12 protein-coding genes, 1 pseudogene and 1 riboswitch are annotated in these 17445 nt (G+C 65.2%); of the genes and pseudogenes, 9 read left to right on the top strand and 4 right to left on the bottom strand.

The annotated features are described in order from the left end of the window. Positions 1-64 precede the first annotated feature (64 nt). From F4827_RS26150 to F4827_RS26130, 5 genes are all read left to right on the top strand, one after another. A complete protein-coding gene (locus tag F4827_RS26150) occupies positions 65-4765 on the top strand; it encodes a glutamate synthase-related protein (RefSeq protein ID WP_183728902.1) in 4701 nt (1566 codons plus the stop codon). 102 nt (positions 4766-4867) lie between these two features. Further along, positions 4868-6334 (top strand): glutamate synthase subunit beta, encoded by a 1467-nt coding sequence (locus tag F4827_RS26145; protein WP_183728899.1) that lies wholly within the window; start codon positions 4868-4870, stop codon positions 6332-6334. 160 nt (positions 6335-6494) lie between these two features. Then, entirely contained in the window at positions 6495-7043 is a 549-nt protein-coding gene (gene thpR, locus F4827_RS26140; RefSeq protein WP_183728896.1) for an RNA 2',3'-cyclic phosphodiesterase, read from the top strand. 33 nt (positions 7044-7076) lie between these two features. Beyond that, entirely contained in the window at positions 7077-7703 is a 627-nt protein-coding gene (locus F4827_RS26135) for a type VI secretion system amidase effector protein Tae4 (RefSeq protein WP_260175423.1), read from the top strand. Then, complete coding sequence (locus F4827_RS26130; protein ID WP_183728892.1) at positions 7700-8167, top strand: type VI secretion system amidase immunity protein Tai4; 468 nt, start codon at positions 7700-7702, stop codon at positions 8165-8167. The genes F4827_RS26135 and F4827_RS26130 overlap by 4 nt, the downstream gene beginning before the upstream one ends. 15 nt (positions 8168-8182) lie before the next feature. Here the strand turns inward: F4827_RS26130 and F4827_RS26125 are convergent, their stop codons facing one another. The 4 genes and pseudogenes from F4827_RS26125 to F4827_RS26110 all read right to left on the bottom strand — a co-directional run bounded on the left by F4827_RS26125 (position 8183) and on the right by F4827_RS26110 (position 13196). Then, the gene (locus tag F4827_RS26125) at positions 8183-9538 is read right to left on the bottom strand and encodes a D-amino acid dehydrogenase (RefSeq protein WP_183728889.1); all 1356 of its coding nucleotides are present in this window, start codon (positions 9536-9538) and stop codon (positions 8183-8185) included. 46 nt (positions 9539-9584) lie between these two features. Then, positions 9585-10889 carry an MFS transporter gene (locus F4827_RS26120; RefSeq protein WP_183728886.1) on the bottom strand — a complete coding sequence of 435 codons (1305 nt, stop codon included), beginning with the start codon at positions 10887-10889 and terminating at the stop codon, positions 9585-9587. A gap of 220 nt (positions 10890-11109) precedes the next feature. After that, positions 11110-11376: pseudogene (locus F4827_RS26115) on the bottom strand (SDR family oxidoreductase); the annotation flags it as partial. Between the two features lie 62 nt (positions 11377-11438). After that, positions 11439-13196, bottom strand: a complete 1758-nt coding sequence (locus F4827_RS26110; protein ID WP_183728883.1) for an ABC transporter ATP-binding protein/permease — start codon at positions 13194-13196, stop codon at positions 11439-11441. Between the two features lie 320 nt (positions 13197-13516). Next, positions 13517-13630: riboswitch (TPP riboswitch) on the top strand. A 238-nt stretch (positions 13631-13868) separates the two neighbouring features. Between F4827_RS26110 and F4827_RS26105 the strand changes: the two genes are divergently transcribed. The 4 genes from F4827_RS26105 (at position 13869) to thiE (ending at position 17342) form a co-directional block, all read left to right on the top strand. Further along, on the top strand, positions 13869-15074 hold the full coding sequence (locus F4827_RS26105) for an FAD-dependent oxidoreductase (protein ID WP_183728880.1): 1206 nt from the start codon (positions 13869-13871) through the stop codon (positions 15072-15074). 83 nt (positions 15075-15157) lie between these two features. Next, a complete protein-coding gene (thiS, locus tag F4827_RS26100; protein ID WP_183728877.1) occupies positions 15158-15355 on the top strand; it encodes a sulfur carrier protein ThiS in 198 nt (65 codons plus the stop codon). 62 nt (positions 15356-15417) lie between these two features. After that, positions 15418-16230 (top strand): thiazole synthase, encoded by an 813-nt coding sequence (locus F4827_RS26095; RefSeq protein WP_167065799.1) that lies wholly within the window; start codon positions 15418-15420, stop codon positions 16228-16230. Beyond that, complete coding sequence (gene thiE, locus F4827_RS26090; protein WP_183728874.1) at positions 16230-17342, top strand: thiamine phosphate synthase; 1113 nt, start codon at positions 16230-16232, stop codon at positions 17340-17342. The genes F4827_RS26095 and thiE overlap by 1 nt, the downstream gene beginning before the upstream one ends. The last annotated feature ends 103 nt before the right edge of the window (positions 17343-17445 follow it).

The following is a 17445-nucleotide window of genomic DNA, read 5'->3' as shown; positions in this document are numbered from 1 at the left end:
GCGGCGGGAAAACAAAGTACGGAATCAACGGCCATTCCCCTGGCCCCTCTAGGACGGTGTCCCCATGAACGATCACCTGCAGCGCGCCGCGGTGCCCGCCGCGCAAGGTCTGTATGACCCGCAAAACGAACACGATGCCTGCGGCGTCGGTTTCGTCGCCCATATCAAGGGCAAGAAGAGCCACGAAATCATTCAGCAAGGCCTGAAGATTCTCGAAAACCTCGACCATCGGGGCGCTGTTGGCGCCGATCCGCTGATGGGCGACGGCGCGGGCATCCTGATCCAGATTCCGGACGCGTTCTACCGTGAAGAGATGGCCCGCCAGGGCGTGACGCTGCCGCCGTTCGGCGAGTACGGCGTCGGCATGATCTTCCTGCCGAAGGAACACGCCTCGCGTCTGGCCTGCGAACAGGAACTCGAACGCACGGTGCGCGCAGAAGGTCAGGTGGTGCTGGGCTGGCGCGATGTGCCGGTCGACCACACCATGCCGATCTCGCCCACCGTGAAGGCCAGCGAGCCGCTGATCCGCCAGATCTTCATCGGCCGCGGCAAGGACGTGATGGTCACGGACGCGCTCGAACGCAAGCTGTACATTATCCGTAAGACCGCAAGCCACCGCATCCAGGCGCTCAAGCTCAAGCACGGCAAGGAATACTTCGTGCCGTCGTGCTCGGCGCGCACGGTCGTCTACAAGGGTCTGCTGCTGGCAGGTCAGGTTGGCGTGTACTATCGCGACCTGCAGGACGAGCGCGTGGTGTCGGCACTGGCGCTCGTGCACCAGCGCTTCTCCACGAACACGTTCCCGGCGTGGGAACTGGCTCACCCATACCGCATGATTGCCCACAACGGTGAAATCAACACCGTGAAGGGCAACGTGAACTGGCTGAACGCCCGGACCGGCGCGATCGCCTCGCACGTGCTGGGCGACGACCTGCCCAAGCTCTGGCCGCTGATCTACCCGGGCCAGTCGGATACGGCTTCGTTCGACAACTGCCTCGAACTGCTGGTGATGGCCGGCTACCCGCTCGTCCACGCGATGATGATGATGATCCCGGAAGCCTGGGAACAGCACACGCTGATGGACGAGAACCGCAAGGCGTTCTACGAATACCACGCCGCGATGATGGAGCCGTGGGACGGCCCCGCCGCGATCGCCTTCACCGACGGCCGCCAGATCGGCGCGACGCTCGACCGTAACGGTCTGCGCCCGGCGCGCTACATCGTCACGGACGATGACCTTGTCATCATGGCGTCGGAAGCCGGCACGCTGCCGATCCCCGAATCGAAGATCGTCAAGAAGTGGCGCCTGCAGCCGGGCAAGATGTTCCTGATCGACATGGAACACGGCCGCATCATCGACGACAAGGAACTCAAGGACAACCTCGCCAACGCCAAGCCGTACAAGAGCTGGATCGACGCCGTGCGCATCAAGCTCGACGAGATCGAGCCGAAGGCGGAAGACGTCGCGACCGCGCGCACCGAAGCCGCCGCGCTGCTCGACCGTCAGCAGGCGTTCGGCTATACCCAGGAAGACCTCAAGTTCCTGATGGCGCCGATGGCGATGTCGGGCGAAGAGGCCGTGGGTTCGATGGGCAACGACTCGCCGCTGGCGGTCATGTCCAACAAGAACAAGACGCTCTACAACTACTTCAAGCAGCTGTTCGCGCAGGTCACCAACCCGCCGATCGACCCGATCCGCGAAAACATGGTGATGTCGCTGGTGTCGTTCATCGGCCCGAAGCCGAACCTGCTCGACACCAACAACATCAACCCGCCGATGCGTCTGGAAGTGTCGCAACCGGTGCTCGACTTCAAGGACATCGCGAAGATCCGCGCGATCGAGCAGTACACGGGCGGCAAGTTCAGCAGCTACGAGCTGAACATCTGCTATCCGGTGGCCTGGGGCAAGGAAGGCATCGAAGCGCGTCTGGCGTCGCTGTGCGCGGAAGCTGTCGATGCTGTCAAGTCGGGCTACAACATCCTGATCGTGTCGGACCGCAAGGCCGACCGCGATAACGTCGCGATTCCCGCGCTGCTGGCTACGTCGGCGATCCACTCGCACCTCGTCCAGCATGGTCTGCGCACGAGCACGGGTCTGGTCGTGGAAACGGGTTCGGCGCGTGAAACGCACCACTTCGCGCTGCTCGCGGGCTTTGGCGCGGAAGCCGTGCACCCGTACCTCGCGATGGAAACGCTCGCGCAGATGGCCACGGGCCTCAAGGGCGACCTGTCGGCTGACAAGGCTGTCTACAACTTCACCAAGGCAGTGGGCAAGGGCCTGCTCAAGGTGATGTCGAAGATGGGCATCTCCACCTACATGTCGTACACCGGCGCGCAGATTTTCGAAGCCGTCGGTCTGGCTGACGATCTGATCGCCAAGTACTTCAAGGGCACGGCGTCGAAGGTTGGCGGTATCGGCCTCTTTGAAGTGGCGGAAGAAGCGATCCGTCTGCACCACGACGCATTCGGCGACAACCCGGTTCTCGCCAACATGCTCGACGCAGGCGGCGAATACGCATTCCGCGTGCGCGGCGAAGACCACATGTGGACGCCGGACGCGATCGCCAAGCTCCAGCACTCGGCGCGCAGCAACTCGTATCAGACGTACAAGGAATACGCGCACCTGATCAACGATCAGACCCGGCGCCACATGACCTTCCGCGGCCTGTTCGAATTCCGCATCAACCCGTCGAACGCGATCTCGATCGACGACGTTGAACCGGCCAAGGAAATCGTCAAGCGCTTTGCGACTGGCGCGATGTCGCTCGGCTCGATCAGCACGGAAGCGCACGCCACGCTGGCAGTCGCGATGAACCGCATCGGCGGCAAGTCGAACACGGGCGAAGGCGGCGAAGACGAGAAGCGCTACCGCAACGAACTGCGCGGCATTCCGATCAAGAACGGCGACACGATGCAGTCGATCATCGGGCCGGAAGTCGTCAAGGACATCCCGCTCAAGGATGGCGACTCGCTGCGTTCGAAGATCAAGCAGGTCGCGTCGGGCCGCTTTGGCGTGTCGGCGGAGTATCTGTCGTCGGCTGACCAGATCCAGATCAAGATGGCGCAGGGCGCGAAGCCGGGTGAAGGCGGTCAGTTGCCGGGCCACAAGGTTTCGGAGTACATCGGCAAGCTGCGTTACTCGGTGCCGGGCGTGGGTCTCATCTCGCCGCCGCCGCACCATGACATCTACTCGATCGAAGATCTGGCGCAGCTGATTCACGATCTGAAGAACGTGAACCCGGCGTCGTCGATTTCGGTGAAGCTGGTCTCGGAAGTGGGCGTGGGCACGGTGGCAGCGGGCGTGGCGAAGGCCAAGGCCGACCACGTCGTGATCGCCGGTCACGATGGCGGCACGGGCGCATCGCCGCTGTCGTCGCTCAAGCACGCAGGCACGCCGTGGGAACTGGGTCTGGCCGAGACGCAGCAAACGCTGGTGCTGAACCAGCTGCGCGGCCGTATCCGCGTGCAGGCCGACGGCCAGATGAAGACGGGCCGCGACGTGGTGATCGGCGCGCTGCTCGGCGCGGACGAATTCGGCTTTGCGACGGCGCCGCTCGTCGTGCAGGGCTGCATCATGATGCGTAAGTGCCACCTGAACACCTGCCCGGTTGGCGTGGCGACGCAAGATCCGGTGCTGCGCGCGAAGTTCTCGGGCCAGCCCGAGCACGTCGTCAACTTCTTCTTCTTTATCGCTGAAGAAGTGCGCGAAATCATGGCGCAACTGGGCATCCGCAAGTTCGACGATCTGGTCGGCCGTGCGGATCTGCTCGATACGCGCCGCGGCGTGGAACACTGGAAGGCCAAGGGTCTGGACTTCTCGCGCGTGTTCTATCAGCCGTCGGTGGGCGAAGAAGTCGCACGCAAGCACGTCGATACGCAGGACCACGGTCTGGACCGCGCGCTCGATCACACGCTGATCGAGAAGGCGAAGGATGCGATCGAAAAGGGCGAGCACGTCTCGTTCATCCAGCCGGTGCGCAACGTCAACCGTACGGTTGGCGCGATGCTCTCGGGCGTGGTCGCGAAGAAGTACGGCCACGACGGCCTGCCGGAAGACTCGATCCACATCCAGTTGAAGGGCACGGCGGGTCAGAGCTTCGGTGCGTTCCTCGCTCGCGGCATCACGCTGGATCTGGTGGGCGACGGCAACGACTACGTCGGCAAGGGCCTGTCGGGCGGGCGCATCATCATCCGTCCGACCAACGACTTCCGCGGCAAGTCCGAAGAAAACATCATCTGCGGCAACACGGTGCTGTACGGCGCACTCGAAGGCGAAGCCTTCCTGCGCGGCGTGGCGGGCGAGCGTTTCGCGGTGCGTAACTCGGGCGCGACGGCCATCGTCGAAGGCACGGGCGACCACGGCTGCGAATACATGACGGGCGGCACGGTGGTGGTGCTCGGCGAAACGGGCCGTAACTTCGCGGCGGGCATGTCGGGCGGTATCGCCTACGTGTACGACCCGGATGGCACCTTCGCCGGCAAGTGCAACAAGTCGATGGTCGCGCTCGATCCGGTCCTGCAACAGGCCGAACAGGAACGCACGGTCGACCGTGCACTGTGGCACGCAGGCCAGACCGACGAAGCGCTGCTCAAGGGACTCGTCGAGCGTCACTTCCAGTTCACCGGCTCGCCGCGTGCGAAGGCGCTGCTGGAAAACTGGGACGCGGCACGCCGCCAGTTCGTGAAGGTGTTCCCGACGGAATACAAGCGTGCACTGGGCGAAATCGGCGCGAAGAAGGCGAACCAGGAAGAACTGGCCGCTTAATCCGCGAGAACGACTCAAAGACGAAGCGCCCGCTGCGCACTTTACTGATGCAGCGGCGGGCGCTGTCCCCCTCACTGAATAGATTAGATAGACGAGAACCAAATGGGTAAGGCAACCGGTTTTCTCGAGTTCGAGCGCCAGCATGAGGCGTACGAAGCACCGCTCACGCGCGTGAAGCACTACAAGGAATTCGTCGCGGCGCTCTCCGATGCCGACGCGAAAATCCAGGGTGCTCGCTGCATGGACTGCGGCATCCCGTTCTGCAACAACGGCTGCCCGGTCAACAACATCATTCCGGACTTCAACGACCTCGTGTTCCACCAGGACTGGAAGAACGCGATCGAAGTACTGCACTCGACCAACAACTTCCCCGAGTTCACGGGCCGCATCTGCCCGGCGCCCTGCGAAGCGGCGTGTACGCTCGGCATCAACAACGATCCCGTAGGCATCAAGTCGATCGAGCACGCGATCATCGACAAGGCCTGGTCCGAAGGCTGGGTCGCGCCGCAAGTCGCGAAGCACAAGACCGGCAAGAAGGTGGCCGTGGTCGGTTCGGGCCCGGCAGGTCTGGCGACGGCGCAGCAACTCGCGCGCGCCGGTCACGACGTGACCGTGTTCGAAAAGAACGACCGCATCGGCGGCCTGCTGCGTTACGGCATCCCCGACTTCAAGCTGGAAAAGTGGCTGATCGACCGCCGCATGCGCCAGATGGAAGCCGAAGGCGTGACGTTCCGCACCAACGTGTTCATCGGCAAGGGTGAACTGCCGGCGTACATCGGCAACACGGCCAGGGAAACCGTCAGCCCGGACGAGTTGAAGGAACAGTTCGACGCAGTGGTGATCGCGGGCGGTTCGGAAACGCCACGCGACCTGCCGGTGCCGGGCCGCGAGCTCGAAGGCGTGTACTACGCGATGGATTTCCTGCCGCAGCAGAACAAGGTCAACGCCGGCGACAAGCTGCCGAACCAGCTGCTCGCCAAGGGCAAGCATGTGGTCGTAATCGGCGGCGGCGATACGGGTTCCGACTGCGTGGGTACGTCGAACCGTCACGGCGCGAAGAGCGTCACGCAGTTCGAACTGCTGCCGCAGCCGCCGGAAGCCGAGAACAAGCCGCTCGTGTGGCCGTACTGGCCGGTCAAGCTGCGCACCTCGTCGTCGCACGAGGAAGGCTGCTCGCGTGACTGGGCGGTCGCGACCAAGCGCCTCGAAGGCAAGAACGGCAAGGTCGAGAAGCTGATCGCCGCGCGCGTCGAGTGGAAGGACGGCAAGATGATCGAAGTGCCGGATTCGGAATTCGAAATGAAGGCCGATCTGGTGCTGCTGGCGATGGGCTTCACGCAGCCGGTGTCGCCGGTGCTGGAAGCGTTCGGCGTGGACAAGGACGCGCGCGGCAACGTGCGCGCCGCGACCGAAGGCGACAAGGCGTACTACACGTCGGTGGACAAGGTGTTCACGGCAGGCGATATGCGCCGTGGCCAGTCGCTGGTGGTGTGGGCGATCCGTGAAGGCCGTCAGTGCGCTCGCTCCGTCGATGCATATCTGATGGGCAGCACCGAACTGCCGCGTTAATCCTTCTGATGCGCCCGTCAAAGTCGATTCGACGGGCGCACGGGAGACGGCAGGAGACACACGCCAAAAGGCCGGGCATCCGTAAGGATGACCCGGCTTTTTCACGTCCTGTTTGAAGCGTAGGATTAGCCGATTGCCCGACGATCCGAGGCTCCCGATCATGTCCGAAGCCCTTGATGAGGCGCGGGAGTGGAAGCGCTGCTTCATCGCGCTTGCGCCCGATGCGCCTTCGCGAGACGCACTGGCCGCGCTCGACGTGCCGCCGAACGCGCGGCGCGTACCGCATGCGCAGTTGCATCTGACGGTGGCGTTCATCGGCGCGATGACGTTCGCGCAGGGCGAGGCGCTTGCGCGGCGGCTCGCGGATCACGCAATGCCGATGCCGCCCGCCACCGTCACGAAAATCGAATGCTGGCCGGGCCACGCGCAGCCGCGCCTGCTGGTGGCCGCGCTGGCGATGTCCGATGCGTTCACGGCACTCGACTGGCGCGTGAGATCGTCGATGGGCGAGGTGGGTTTGTCGCTCGATGCGCGCGCGTTCCGCCCGCATGTGACGCTGGCGCGGTTTGCGCGCGATGCGAAGGATGCACCTTCGGCAAGCCCGGTCGTCGCGCTGCCGCCATTGCGCTTCACCTCGCTCGTGCTGTATTCGAGCACGCTCGCGAAGCAGGGCGCGCGGTATGAGGCGCTGGCGAGTTTGCCGGTTTAGCGTACAAGACAACGCTTATGCAAGCGATCCTGAATGTACGTCAAAACCCCTAAAAAACTTAGCACGAACAAAGGACTACGATGGGCCTTTGTCGATGCGGGAGGCTTGCGTCGACTCGCCAGGGCGAATGGCCCTCAACGAGAAAAGCAAGGGTGCGAAATGAGTCGACCGCCTTTTTCTAAGGCCTGGGCAGCAGCGATGCGAATTTACGATCCGACGGACTCCGCAGGCAAGGCAGCGCAGGTGATCGGCGGCAACGTCGCGAAGAACATCGGCAATCCCAACGCAGCGCAACGATGGAGCAATACCTGCGCGGTCCGAATGAGCTATATCCTGAACCAGTCCGGGCTTGTGATCCCAACAATCGCGGGGAAAACCGTTTCCGGCGTCGATAAGCGCCAATACTTCTTCCGTGTCAAAGACCTGATTGCTTTTCTTCAGCAACGGTGGGGGCAGCCGGAAATCGTCAACAATCCGCCCTCCGGCGGCGGGTCGCTGGCGGGCAAGAAAGGCATCGTTCTTTTCGAGGTTTCAGGATGGTCGGACGCAGCAGGCCACGCGACGTTGTACAACGGAAGCGGCTGCTATGATCATTGCTACTTCAACGAACCAGAAGCCCGGTATCGCACGGACCGCGCAAACTTCTGGAGCCTGCCGTGAATAAGATCCTGAATGGCGTTCTAGCGGTAATCGCTTTTGCCATTGGGCCGTCGATCAGTCACGCAAAAGACGATAGTCCGACCTCGCCCCAAGCGGCTTCCCGGACGTACGCGCAGAACTTCAAGGATATGGTTCTGGCGTCGTGTATCGCCAAAGCCTACAAGCGTGACAACGGTGCCTCCATCGATGCGGGAAGTAGCGTCAGCGCCCTGCGGGACTGGACGTATTACGACATGGATAAGGCACCTGACGCGATCGAGGCGCTCGTCGATCGCTATCTGGCGCGCGATTATCACAACCCTTTGGCCGACGCGGAAATCAAGGACGTCAAATTCGACCTCCTCAAATGCCTCGACCTGTATCACAGCAAGGAGCTGGATGCGGCGGTCGGGCGGCTGGTGATCCATCCCAATCGCCGCTACCGTCAGGACAACCCGGTTGCATCAAAGGCCAAAGTGCCTTGACGCACCAAGCACACCTCACCGCCGATACCGCTCCAGCGTCAGCCCATCCAGATCGATCTCCGGCGCGCGCTGCGCGATCAGATCGGCGACCACGCGGCCTGAGCCCATCGACATCGCCCAGCCCGTCGAACCGTGGCCCACGTTGAGCCACAACCCGTCGACGCCCGACGCGCCCAGCAGCGGCGCGCCGTCCGGCACCATCGGCCGGCGTCCCACCCAGAATTGCGCCGACGAAGGCGTCGCCGCATGCGGGAACCAGTCGTCGAGCACCTTCATGAGCGTCTGCAAGGCCTGTTCGCGCAGCGTCGTGCGGTGGTTGCCCAGCTCGGCCGTGCCCGCCACGCGCAGATAAGGACCGAAGCGCGTGATCGCGGTCTTGAGCGATTCGTCCATGAGTGCGGCGCGCGGCGCTTTTTGCTCGTCGACCACGGGCAGCGTGGCCGAATAACCCTTCACCGGATAAAGCGGCACGCGCACGCCCAATGGCGCGACCAGCGCCGCGCTCTCCACGCCGAGCGCCACCACCACGGCATCGGCGGCCAGCGTCTGCGGCGCGGCGTTGGCGGCGGGTTCGCTCAGATCGGCGGGGCGCAGCACTTCGGCGGGCGCGCGACGCTGCTCGCGACGGTTGCGCGCCTCGCGTCCCGGCACTGGCCGCACGCGCACGCCTGTGACCTTGCCGCCTGCGGCTTCGAGCGCGAGCACCTCGGTATCGAAGATGAATTTCACGCCGTTGCTTTCGCACACGGCGCGCAGTTCGCGCGTAAAGCGCGCGCAATCGCCGGCTTCGTCGTCGGGCAGGTAGACGCCCGCCACCGGCTTCACGCGCGACCAATGGAGCCCCGGTTCGACCTGCGCGCAGGCTGCGGCGTCCAGTTCGCGATACACGATGCCCGCATCGCGCAGCACGTCGAGTGCGGGCTGCGCCAGTTCCAGGTCGTAGTCGCTGCGAAAGAGCTGCAGGTAACCCTGGCTGCGGCCGTACTCGAACGCATGCTGCGCGCGGAAGGCGTGCAGGCAATTCCGGCTGTAGTAGGCGATGCGCTGCATGCGCTGCTTGTTGACGCGAAAGCGCGCGAGGTCGCATTCGCGCAGCCAGCGCGCGATCCAGCGCCATTGCGCGGCGTCGAAAGTCGGCCGGAAGATCAGCGGCGAAGTGGGCTTGAGCAGGTATTTGATGAGCTTGGCCGGCATGCCAGGCGCCGCCCACGGTGTGACGTAGCCGGGCGCGATCACCCCTGCGTTGCCGAAGCTCGTGCCGAGTGCGACGCCCGGTTCGCGCTCGATGACCGTGACGTCGCAGCCTCGTTCGCTCAGATAATAAGCAGTGGCGACGCCGATCACGCCTGCGCCGAGGACGATCGTTTTCATGCCGGTCGTAGTGAGGGTGACGGACGATATTGCAGCACGTTCAGGCTCATTGTGCAGTGGAATCCGCAGAGGGTTGAGCGGCCGCAGACGCGCGGTGCGGGTCGGCTTCGGGTCCGAGCACCTTGCCTTTGGTTTCTGGCAGGCACAGTGCGGAAACGATCACGAGCAGATAGCCCGCGCCCGCCACCGTGCCGATCGCCTTGACGAGCGTGGTGGTGTGCGAAAGCGTGCCGACGAGAATCGGGAAAAACGAGCCGAGCCCGCGTCCCAGGTTGTAACAGAAGCCCTGGCCGGAGCCGCGGATCGCATTGGGATACAGCTCGGAGAGATACGCGCCCACGCCCGCGAAGATGCCCTGCACGACGATGCCGAGCGGAAAGCCGAGCGCCAGCATCGCGCCATCGGTGATGGGCAGCATGGTGTAGGCCATGCCGAGCGCGAACGAGCCGATCGCGAACAGGATGAACGAGGCGCGCCGCCCGATCCGGTCGCACAGGATCGCGCCGACGATATAGCCCGTGAAGGAGCCGACGATCAGTACGATCAGATAGCCGCTCGTGTTGAACACGGAAAGATGACGCACCGTCTTCAGATACGTTGGCAGCCAGGTGGTGATCGCGTAGTAGCCGCCCAGCATGCCGGTGCACAGCGCACTGCCGAGCAGCGTCGTCATTCGATGCGCGGGCGCGAAGATCTGCAGGAAGTGGCCGTGCGTTTCGCCGCGTTCGCGCGCGCGGCGCGTTTGCAGGAAGACTTCGGGGTCGCTCACGTTGCGGCGCACGTAGAGAATCCACAGCGCGGGCAGGATGCCGATCCAGAAGCACGTGCGCCATGCGTAGTCCTCGGGCAGCAGCGCGAAGAACGCCCAATAGAGAATCGCGGCGGCGGCCCAGCCGAACGACCAGCTGCTCTGCACGGTGCCCACTGCCTTGGCGCGGTGCTGCGGCGAGCGGATCGTCTCGGCCATCATGATGGTGACCACCGACCACTCGCCGCCAAAGCCGATGCCCTGCAGCGTGCGTGCGATGAGCAGTTGCCAGAACGAATGCGTGAAGCCGGACAGGCAGGTGAACAGCGCGAAGGTGGCGATGGTCCACTGCAGCACGCGCGCGCGGCCGTAGCGGTCGGCGAGGATACCCGCAAGCCAGCCGCCGATGGCCGACGAGATCAGCGAACTCGTCGCGATCATGCCTGCTTCGCCCTTGGTCATGCCCCACGCGGCGATCAGCGAGGGAATCAGGAACGAGTAGATCATGAAGTCGAACGCGTCGACCGCATAGCCGCCGAAACCGGCGTAGAGCGTGCGGCGCTCACGTTCGTTCAGCTCACTGAACCATTGAAAAGAGCCCATGGCGCCTCGTCTCCCCCTCGTTTGTTTTGCGTGCCACGACCGGGTGGGGCGGCGTGTGGCGACTCATGACTACGGTGTCGTCTGCGGCGGCGCCGGTGTGCCCGGGCGGCAGGATCGCGCCTATTTTAGGTGCGATGGGCCGCTGATGCGAGCGGCGTTGAAAGCACGGTGTTGGCGAGGCGATCAAAAATTCGATAGCCAGCGAACGAAGCGCGGGCGTTTAACCCAGCGTCAGGCCGCCATCGACGTGGATCGTCTGGCCGGTGATATGGCGCGCGGCATGGGACAGCAGGAAGGCGATGAGTTCGGCGATGTCGGTGGCTTCGGCGGCGCGCGCCCAGGCGGGTGCGTTGGCGGGCGTGGGGCCCGCGTCCTTGCGCGTTTAGCCGGGCGCGACGCAGTTCACCGTGACGCCGTGCGGCGCGAGTTCGGCGGCGGCGGTTCTGGCCAGCGATTCGAGCGCCGCCTTGGCGGCGGCGGTGGCGGAGGCCGCGCCGGTGATCAGGACGACGCACTGCGCGCCGCACTGCGAGCCGCGCCGCGTATCGCTCACGCTGCGACGCGCTCCGCAGGCGAGCGCTCGATTTCGAGCGTCTCGTCGTGCCAGGCCTCAAGCGACTCGCGATGCGCCACGCTCACGATTGCCGCCTTCGGCAGCCGTTCGACGAAGAGCTTGTAGAGACGGCCTTCGTTGTCAGGATCGAGCGCGCTGGTTGCTTCGTCGAGGAACAGATAGTCGGGCTTGTGCAGCAGCACCCGCGCACCGGCCAGACGTTGCTGCTCGCCGGGCGAGAGCACGCGCGACCAGTGAGCGGATTCGTTAAGGCGGTCGACGTACTCTTCCAGACGGCAGGCGCGCAGCGCTTCGCGGCAATCGTCGTCGCTGTAGTCGTCGGCGGGCGAGGGGTAGGTGAGCGCGGCCTTGAGCGAGCCGATCGGCAGGTAGCTTTGCTGCGGAATGAACATCATGCGCGCATCCACCGGCGCGTCGATCGAGCCTTCGCCGAACGGCCAGAGACCCGCGAGCGCGCGCATCAGCGTGCTCTTGCCCGAGCCCGACGGCCCGCGCACGAGCCAGCGCGAACCCGGCTTGATGGCGATGTCGCGTACTTCCGAAAGCGGCTTGCCATTGGGCAGCGCGAGCTTCAGGTGCTCGGTGGAAAGCTCGCCCGCGTCGATGAAGTGCAGGTTGATGCCGCCGTGTTCCGTCGCCGGCGAGACGCTTTCCTTCAGACGCGGCGAATTCACCACGCGCACGAATTCGCGCAGACGGTTCACGGTCGCGCGCCATTCGACGAGGGTGGAGTAACTGTTGATGAACCAGGAGAAGCAGTCGCTCACCGTGCCAAAGGCCTGCGAGATCTGCATCAGCACGCCGAAGGTGAAGGCGCCCGCGAAGTAGCGCGGCGCGGCCACCACCAGCGGGAAGATGATGGCGATCTGGCCGTAGAAGCTCAGCACGAAGGTGAGGCGCTTGGTGTACTTCATCACGCGCCACCAGTTGTCGCGGATGTGCGCGAAGAGCCCTTGCGCGCTGCCGCGCTCGGTATCCATGCCGTCGTACAGCGCGATTTGCTCGGCGTTTTCGCGCAGGCGGATCAGGCCGAAACGGAAGTCGGCTTCCACCTTTTGTTGCTGGTAGTTGATCGACACGAGCGGATGACCGACCTTCTGGATCACCACAGAACCGATCACGGCGTAGAGCGCCGCAGCCCACACCATGTAGCCCGGAATCGTGATGGGCGTCGAGCCCAGCGAAATCGTGATCGCGCCCGCGATCGTCCACAGGATCGTGACGAACGACACCAGCGTCACCACCGTGGAAAGCAGATCGAGCGTAAGCGAGAGCGTGGTGGTGGCGAACGACTGCAGGTCGTCGCTGATACGCTGGTCCGGGTTGTCGGCGAGGCGATCGCGCTCGATGCGGTAGAACGCGCCCTTGTCGAGCCAGTCGCCCAGATAGCGCGTGGTAAGCCACTGGCGCCAGCGGAACCCGAGCATCTGGCGCAGATAGCGCCCGTACACCGCGAGAATGATGAAGCCGAACGCAAGTCCCGTGAAGATCATCAGCAGATGCGGGAACTGTTTGACGTCCTTGTTTTGCAGGGCGTTGTAGAAGTCGGCGTTCCAGCCGTTGAGCCGCACGTTGATCCACACGACGAGCAGGTTCATCACGATGATCGCGACGAGCAGCCCCCATGCGATCCAGCGTTCCTCTGAGACCCAGTAGGGCTTGATCAGGCTCCAGGCCGTGATCTTGTGATGCTCGTTCTGATCCGGCGTGGCGCGGGGAGTGGAGTTGGTCATGTGCGTCCTGATGTTGTGCCGGCCCGCGGCCGGAGTCGACGATGCCCGCCGTGCGTGGCGTGATGCCGTGCGCTGCCGTCTTTCGGGGAGGGCCGTCAGCGTAGCGATTCTGTCCCGCACCGCTTAAGCGAGTCTTAATCGACCCGCTCAAGCAGAGCCTGCGGCCGCACGATGCGGGAGGACGAGCATTTTCACACTGCGCGCCCCCACCACGCGTTTCGCGCCGGTTCAGCGCATTGTGCCAGAGCAGGGAACGTGCGGAGATTGTGCGCTTGCCCCCGCGGTTTGCGGCGCTCGCGGCTTTTGTGGTCTAATAATCGTTGACGAAACAGGGGTGCTTCACCGGTATGCCGGGCATGCCACAGTGAGGCTGAGAGAGACCCTTCGCACCCGATCCGGGTAATACCGGCGCGGGAAGTTTCCGGAAAGTCTTGCTGGCGCCATTCATCAGTCGATACAAGCGATTGTCGGATTTTCGATGTCGCAGGTCGGGCTGATTAAATCTGATCGATCCTGATTGATCGATCCTGATTGGTTCAGGCATCCAGCTTCCCGCCGGGCAATCCTTGCGGCGCATATCCAGTTTTCGCGCGTCACATCGTTTGCACGGCCGGCCTTGCCAGCCGGTTTCGTCCTTGGGTACGCATCTCGTTGCCGTACGGAAAGGATACGATGACCGCAGCTTCTTTATCTTCTTTACATTCCGATCATTCCCCGGTTTCCGGCGCATGCGCGTCCGGGCCTGCATCGCTGCCTGATTTCGCCGTGCTCGGCGGCGGGCTGAGCGGGCGTCTGGTCGCCTGGCGGCTCGCGGGCGCGGGGCATCGCGTGGCGCTTTACGAGCGCGGCGGCCCCGACGGCGGGGAGGCGGCTGCCTGGGTGGCGGCGGCCATGCTCGCCCCGCTCGCGGAAGCCGCGGTGGCGGAACTGCTCATCACCGAGCTGGGCGTCGCTTCGCTCGAAACCTGGCCGCGCATTCTGGCCGAACTGCCCGAGCCTGTGTTCTTCCAGCGCAACGGCACGCTGGTGGTCTGGCATCACGCCGATCGCACCGAAGCGCCGCTGTTCGAGCGCCGCGTGCGCGCCAACGCGCCGCGCGAACTCGCCGATGCGCATTTCACGACGTTGCAGGGCGCGCAGCTCGACGCCGCCGAACCGGCACTGGCCGGGCGTTTCGCGCGCGGCTGGCTGCTCGACGGCGAAGGCCAGCTCGACAACCGCCAGGCGCTGGCGGCGCTCGCGGCAGGCCTCGCGCAGCGCGGCGTGCAAACGCACTGGCACACGAACGTCGATGACGCCAACCCGCCGCAAGCGCGCGTGACGATCGATTGCCGTGGCCTGGGCGCGAAGCCCGCGCTGCCAGCGCTGCGCGGCATCCGGGGGGAAGTGGCGCGCGTGCACGCGCCGGGCATCGGCCTGACGCGCCCGGTGCGCCTGCTGCATCCGCGCTATCCGCTGTATATCGCGCCGAAGCAGAACGACCTCTATGTGATCGGCGCGACCGAAATCGAGGGCGAGGACCGCTCGCCCGTGAGCGTGCGCTCGGCGCTCGAACTGCTGAGCGCGGCGTTTGCCGTGCATCCGGCGTTTGGCGAAGCGCGCATTCTCGAACTCAATTCGCAGGTGCGCCCGACGCTGCCCGACCATCGCCCCGCGCTGATCTGGGACGGTGCGGCGACCTTGCGCGTAAACGGCCTGTACCGCCACGGCTTCATGATCGCGCCCGCGGTCGCCGACGAAGCGGTGCGCGTGGCCGAAGCGCTGCTGGCGGGCCGTATCGCCGATGCCGACGCGTTCGAGGCGCTGCGTACGCAGTCGCGCTGGGCGTCGATGCTGCACGCGCCGCAGGCGCAGGCCGAAAGCCGCGCGCAGGCCTGAAATACCCCAGGCGTGGCGCGCCGCTTGCGCCCGCCGGACTCATCCGAAATTTCACCCGCTTTCGCGTAGTCAGAAGATTTGCCATGGACATTCAGATCAACCAGAAGCCGCTCACGCTGCCCGAGGGCGCGACCGTCGCCGATGCGCTTGCCGCTTTCGGCGCGCGTCCGCCGTTCGCCGTCGCCGTGAATGGCGATTTCGTCGCGCGCGGCCAGCACGGCGTGCGCACGCTTGCGACGGGCGACCGCCTCGATATCGTGAGCCCGGTGGCCGGCGGCTGAAAGCGCTGCGCCTTCGTTGCACATTCGCCGCTTTCACCGGATCACGCCAAGGATTCCACGCCATGACCACCCCACATACCGCCGACGCGCTCACGCTCTACGGCGAAACCTTCCAGAGCCGCGTGCTGCTCGGCACCTCGCGCTATCCGTCGCTGCAATCGCTGTCCGATTCGATGGAGGCCGCGCGCCCCGGCATGATCACCGTCGCGCTGCGCCGCCAGATGAACGACGGCACCGCCGAAGCCGGCTTCTTCGATCTGCTCAAGCGCCATGGCGTGCCGCTCCTGCCGAATACGGCTGGCTGCCTGACCGTCAACGAAGCCGTGACGACGGCGCATATGGCGCGCGAAGTGTTCGACACCGACTGGATCAAGCTCGAACTGATCGGCGACGACTACACGCTGCAGCCCGATCCGGTTGGCCTGATCGAAGCGGCCGCGCGTCTCGTGAAGGACGGCTTCAAGGTGCTGCCGTACTGCACCGAAGACCTCGTGATCGGCCGCCGCCTGCTCGACGCGGGCTGTGAAGCGCTGATGCCGTGGGGCGCGCCCATCGGCACCGGCAAGGGCGTGATCAATCCCTACGGCCTGCGCGTGCTGCGCGAGCGTCTGCCCGACGTGCCGCTGATCGTCGATGCGGGTCTGGGCCTGCCGTCGCATGCGGCGCAGGTGATGGAGTGGGGCTTCGACGGCGTGCTGCTCAATACGGCGGTGGCGCAGGCCACGCATCCGGAAGCGATGGCGCGCGCCTTCGCGCTGGGCGTGGAAGCGGGCCGCACGGCGTTCCTCGCCGGGCCGATGGCCGAACGCGAAGCCGCCGTGGCGAGCACGCCCGTGGTGGGCATGCCGTTCTGGCACCAGGATGGAGGCAAGTGATGACCGATAAGCTGAAACTGAAAGACCGCGAACTGTTCTGGCCGCCCGCCGACGAACTCACCGAAACCACCGAACGCATCCGCGCGAAGCTCGGCGACTGGCCGGCCACGCACGCGCCGTGGCGTCTGTGCCTCACGCCGCCGGACGCGCCCAATGGCGGCGACCTCATCATCGTGACCGACGCCGCGCCGCATCTGGCGAGCATCGCGCGCTGGATGACGCAAGGCGCGGGCGTGATCGAGGCGAAGGGCGACGATCCCAGCGCCGCGCTCGTCACGCTTCATCTGGGCGGCGAGCGCTATGCGCTCGAAGGCTCCCTCGCGGAAGACTGGATGCCTGCGCTGGCGGCCTTCCTCGACTGCGGTTTCGATCCGCACGACGCGCTGGTGCTGGCGCTCGCGTGGCGCGATGGCGACGAGCAGAAAGTCGACGCCTGGCCGGTCGATATCGCGCGCTTTCCGCGCGTGCGCGGCTTGCCCGACGCGCCCGCGCGGCCGTTCGCGACCTGTCCGCAGAAGCTCGGCCTTTACCCGGTTCTGCCCACCGCCGACTGGGTCGAGCGCGTGCTCGACTTCGGCGTGAAGACGGTGCAGTTGCGCAGCAAGCAGGCGGAATCGGCGGAACTCACGCGCGAGATCGAGCGCTGCGTGGCGGCGGGCCGCAAGCACGACGCGCAACTCTTCATCAACGATCACTGGCAGGCGGCGATGGCCGCAGGGGCGTACGGCGTCCACCTCGGCCAGGAGGATCTGCGCGAGGCGGATCTGAATGGGCTGGCCGCGTCGGGCATTCGTTTGGGTTTGTCCACCCACGGCTACTTCGAGATGCTCACGGCACTGCACTTCCGTCCGAGCTATATCGCGTGTGGCGCGGTGTTCGCGACCACCACGAAAGCGATGCCCACCGCGCCGCAGGGCATGCAGCGCCTCAAGCGCTACGTGCAGCTCCTTGACGGCGTGGTGCCGATGGTGGCGATCGGCGGCATCGACGCCGCCGTGTTCCCGGAAGTGGTCGCCACGGGGGCGGGCAGCGTCGCGGTGGTGCGCGCCGTGACCGAGGCGGCCGACCCGGCTGGCGCGGTTGCTGCGCTGCGCAAAGCGTTTACGCAATAATGGCCCGACCTCGCCGCAAGCCACGCGCCTGATCCAACCGGGGCGCGATGCTGGACATCGCGGCGGGAAGCGAGCGGCAACGGGCGTCATACGACGCCCGTGC

Source organism: Paraburkholderia bannensis, from assembly GCF_014200455.1.
Classification (GTDB): domain Bacteria; phylum Pseudomonadota; class Gammaproteobacteria; order Burkholderiales; family Burkholderiaceae; genus Paraburkholderia; species Paraburkholderia bannensis_A.
Note: the sequence above shows the minus strand (reverse complement) of the source record. Positions and strands in the feature narration are given on the sequence as shown.

What these genes read in the sequence shown, in the direction of transcription:
- thpR (WP_183728896.1), top strand. Translation starts at nt 6,495, where the DNA reads ATGTCCGAAGCCCTTGATGAGGCGCGGGAGTGGAAGCGCTGCTTCATC.
- thiS (WP_183728877.1), top strand. Translation starts at nt 15,158, where the DNA reads ATGGACATTCAGATCAACCAGAAGCCGCTCACGCTGCCCGAGGGCGCG.
- F4827_RS26125 (WP_183728889.1), bottom strand. Translation starts at nt 9,538, where the DNA reads ATGAAAACGATCGTCCTCGGCGCAGGCGTGATCGGCGTCGCCACTGCT.
- F4827_RS26105 (WP_183728880.1), top strand. Translation starts at nt 13,869, where the DNA reads ATGACCGCAGCTTCTTTATCTTCTTTACATTCCGATCATTCCCCGGTT.
- F4827_RS26150 (WP_183728902.1), top strand. Translation starts at nt 65, where the DNA reads ATGAACGATCACCTGCAGCGCGCCGCGGTGCCCGCCGCGCAAGGTCTG.
- F4827_RS26110 (WP_183728883.1), bottom strand. Translation starts at nt 13,196, where the DNA reads ATGACCAACTCCACTCCCCGCGCCACGCCGGATCAGAACGAGCATCAC.
- F4827_RS26135 (WP_260175423.1), top strand. Translation starts at nt 7,077, where the DNA reads ATGTACGTCAAAACCCCTAAAAAACTTAGCACGAACAAAGGACTACGA.
- F4827_RS26095 (WP_167065799.1), top strand. Translation starts at nt 15,418, where the DNA reads ATGACCACCCCACATACCGCCGACGCGCTCACGCTCTACGGCGAAACC.
- thiE (WP_183728874.1), top strand. Translation starts at nt 16,230, where the DNA reads ATGACCGATAAGCTGAAACTGAAAGACCGCGAACTGTTCTGGCCGCCC.
- F4827_RS26120 (WP_183728886.1), bottom strand. Translation starts at nt 10,889, where the DNA reads ATGGGCTCTTTTCAATGGTTCAGTGAGCTGAACGAACGTGAGCGCCGC.
- F4827_RS26145 (WP_183728899.1), top strand. Translation starts at nt 4,868, where the DNA reads ATGGGTAAGGCAACCGGTTTTCTCGAGTTCGAGCGCCAGCATGAGGCG.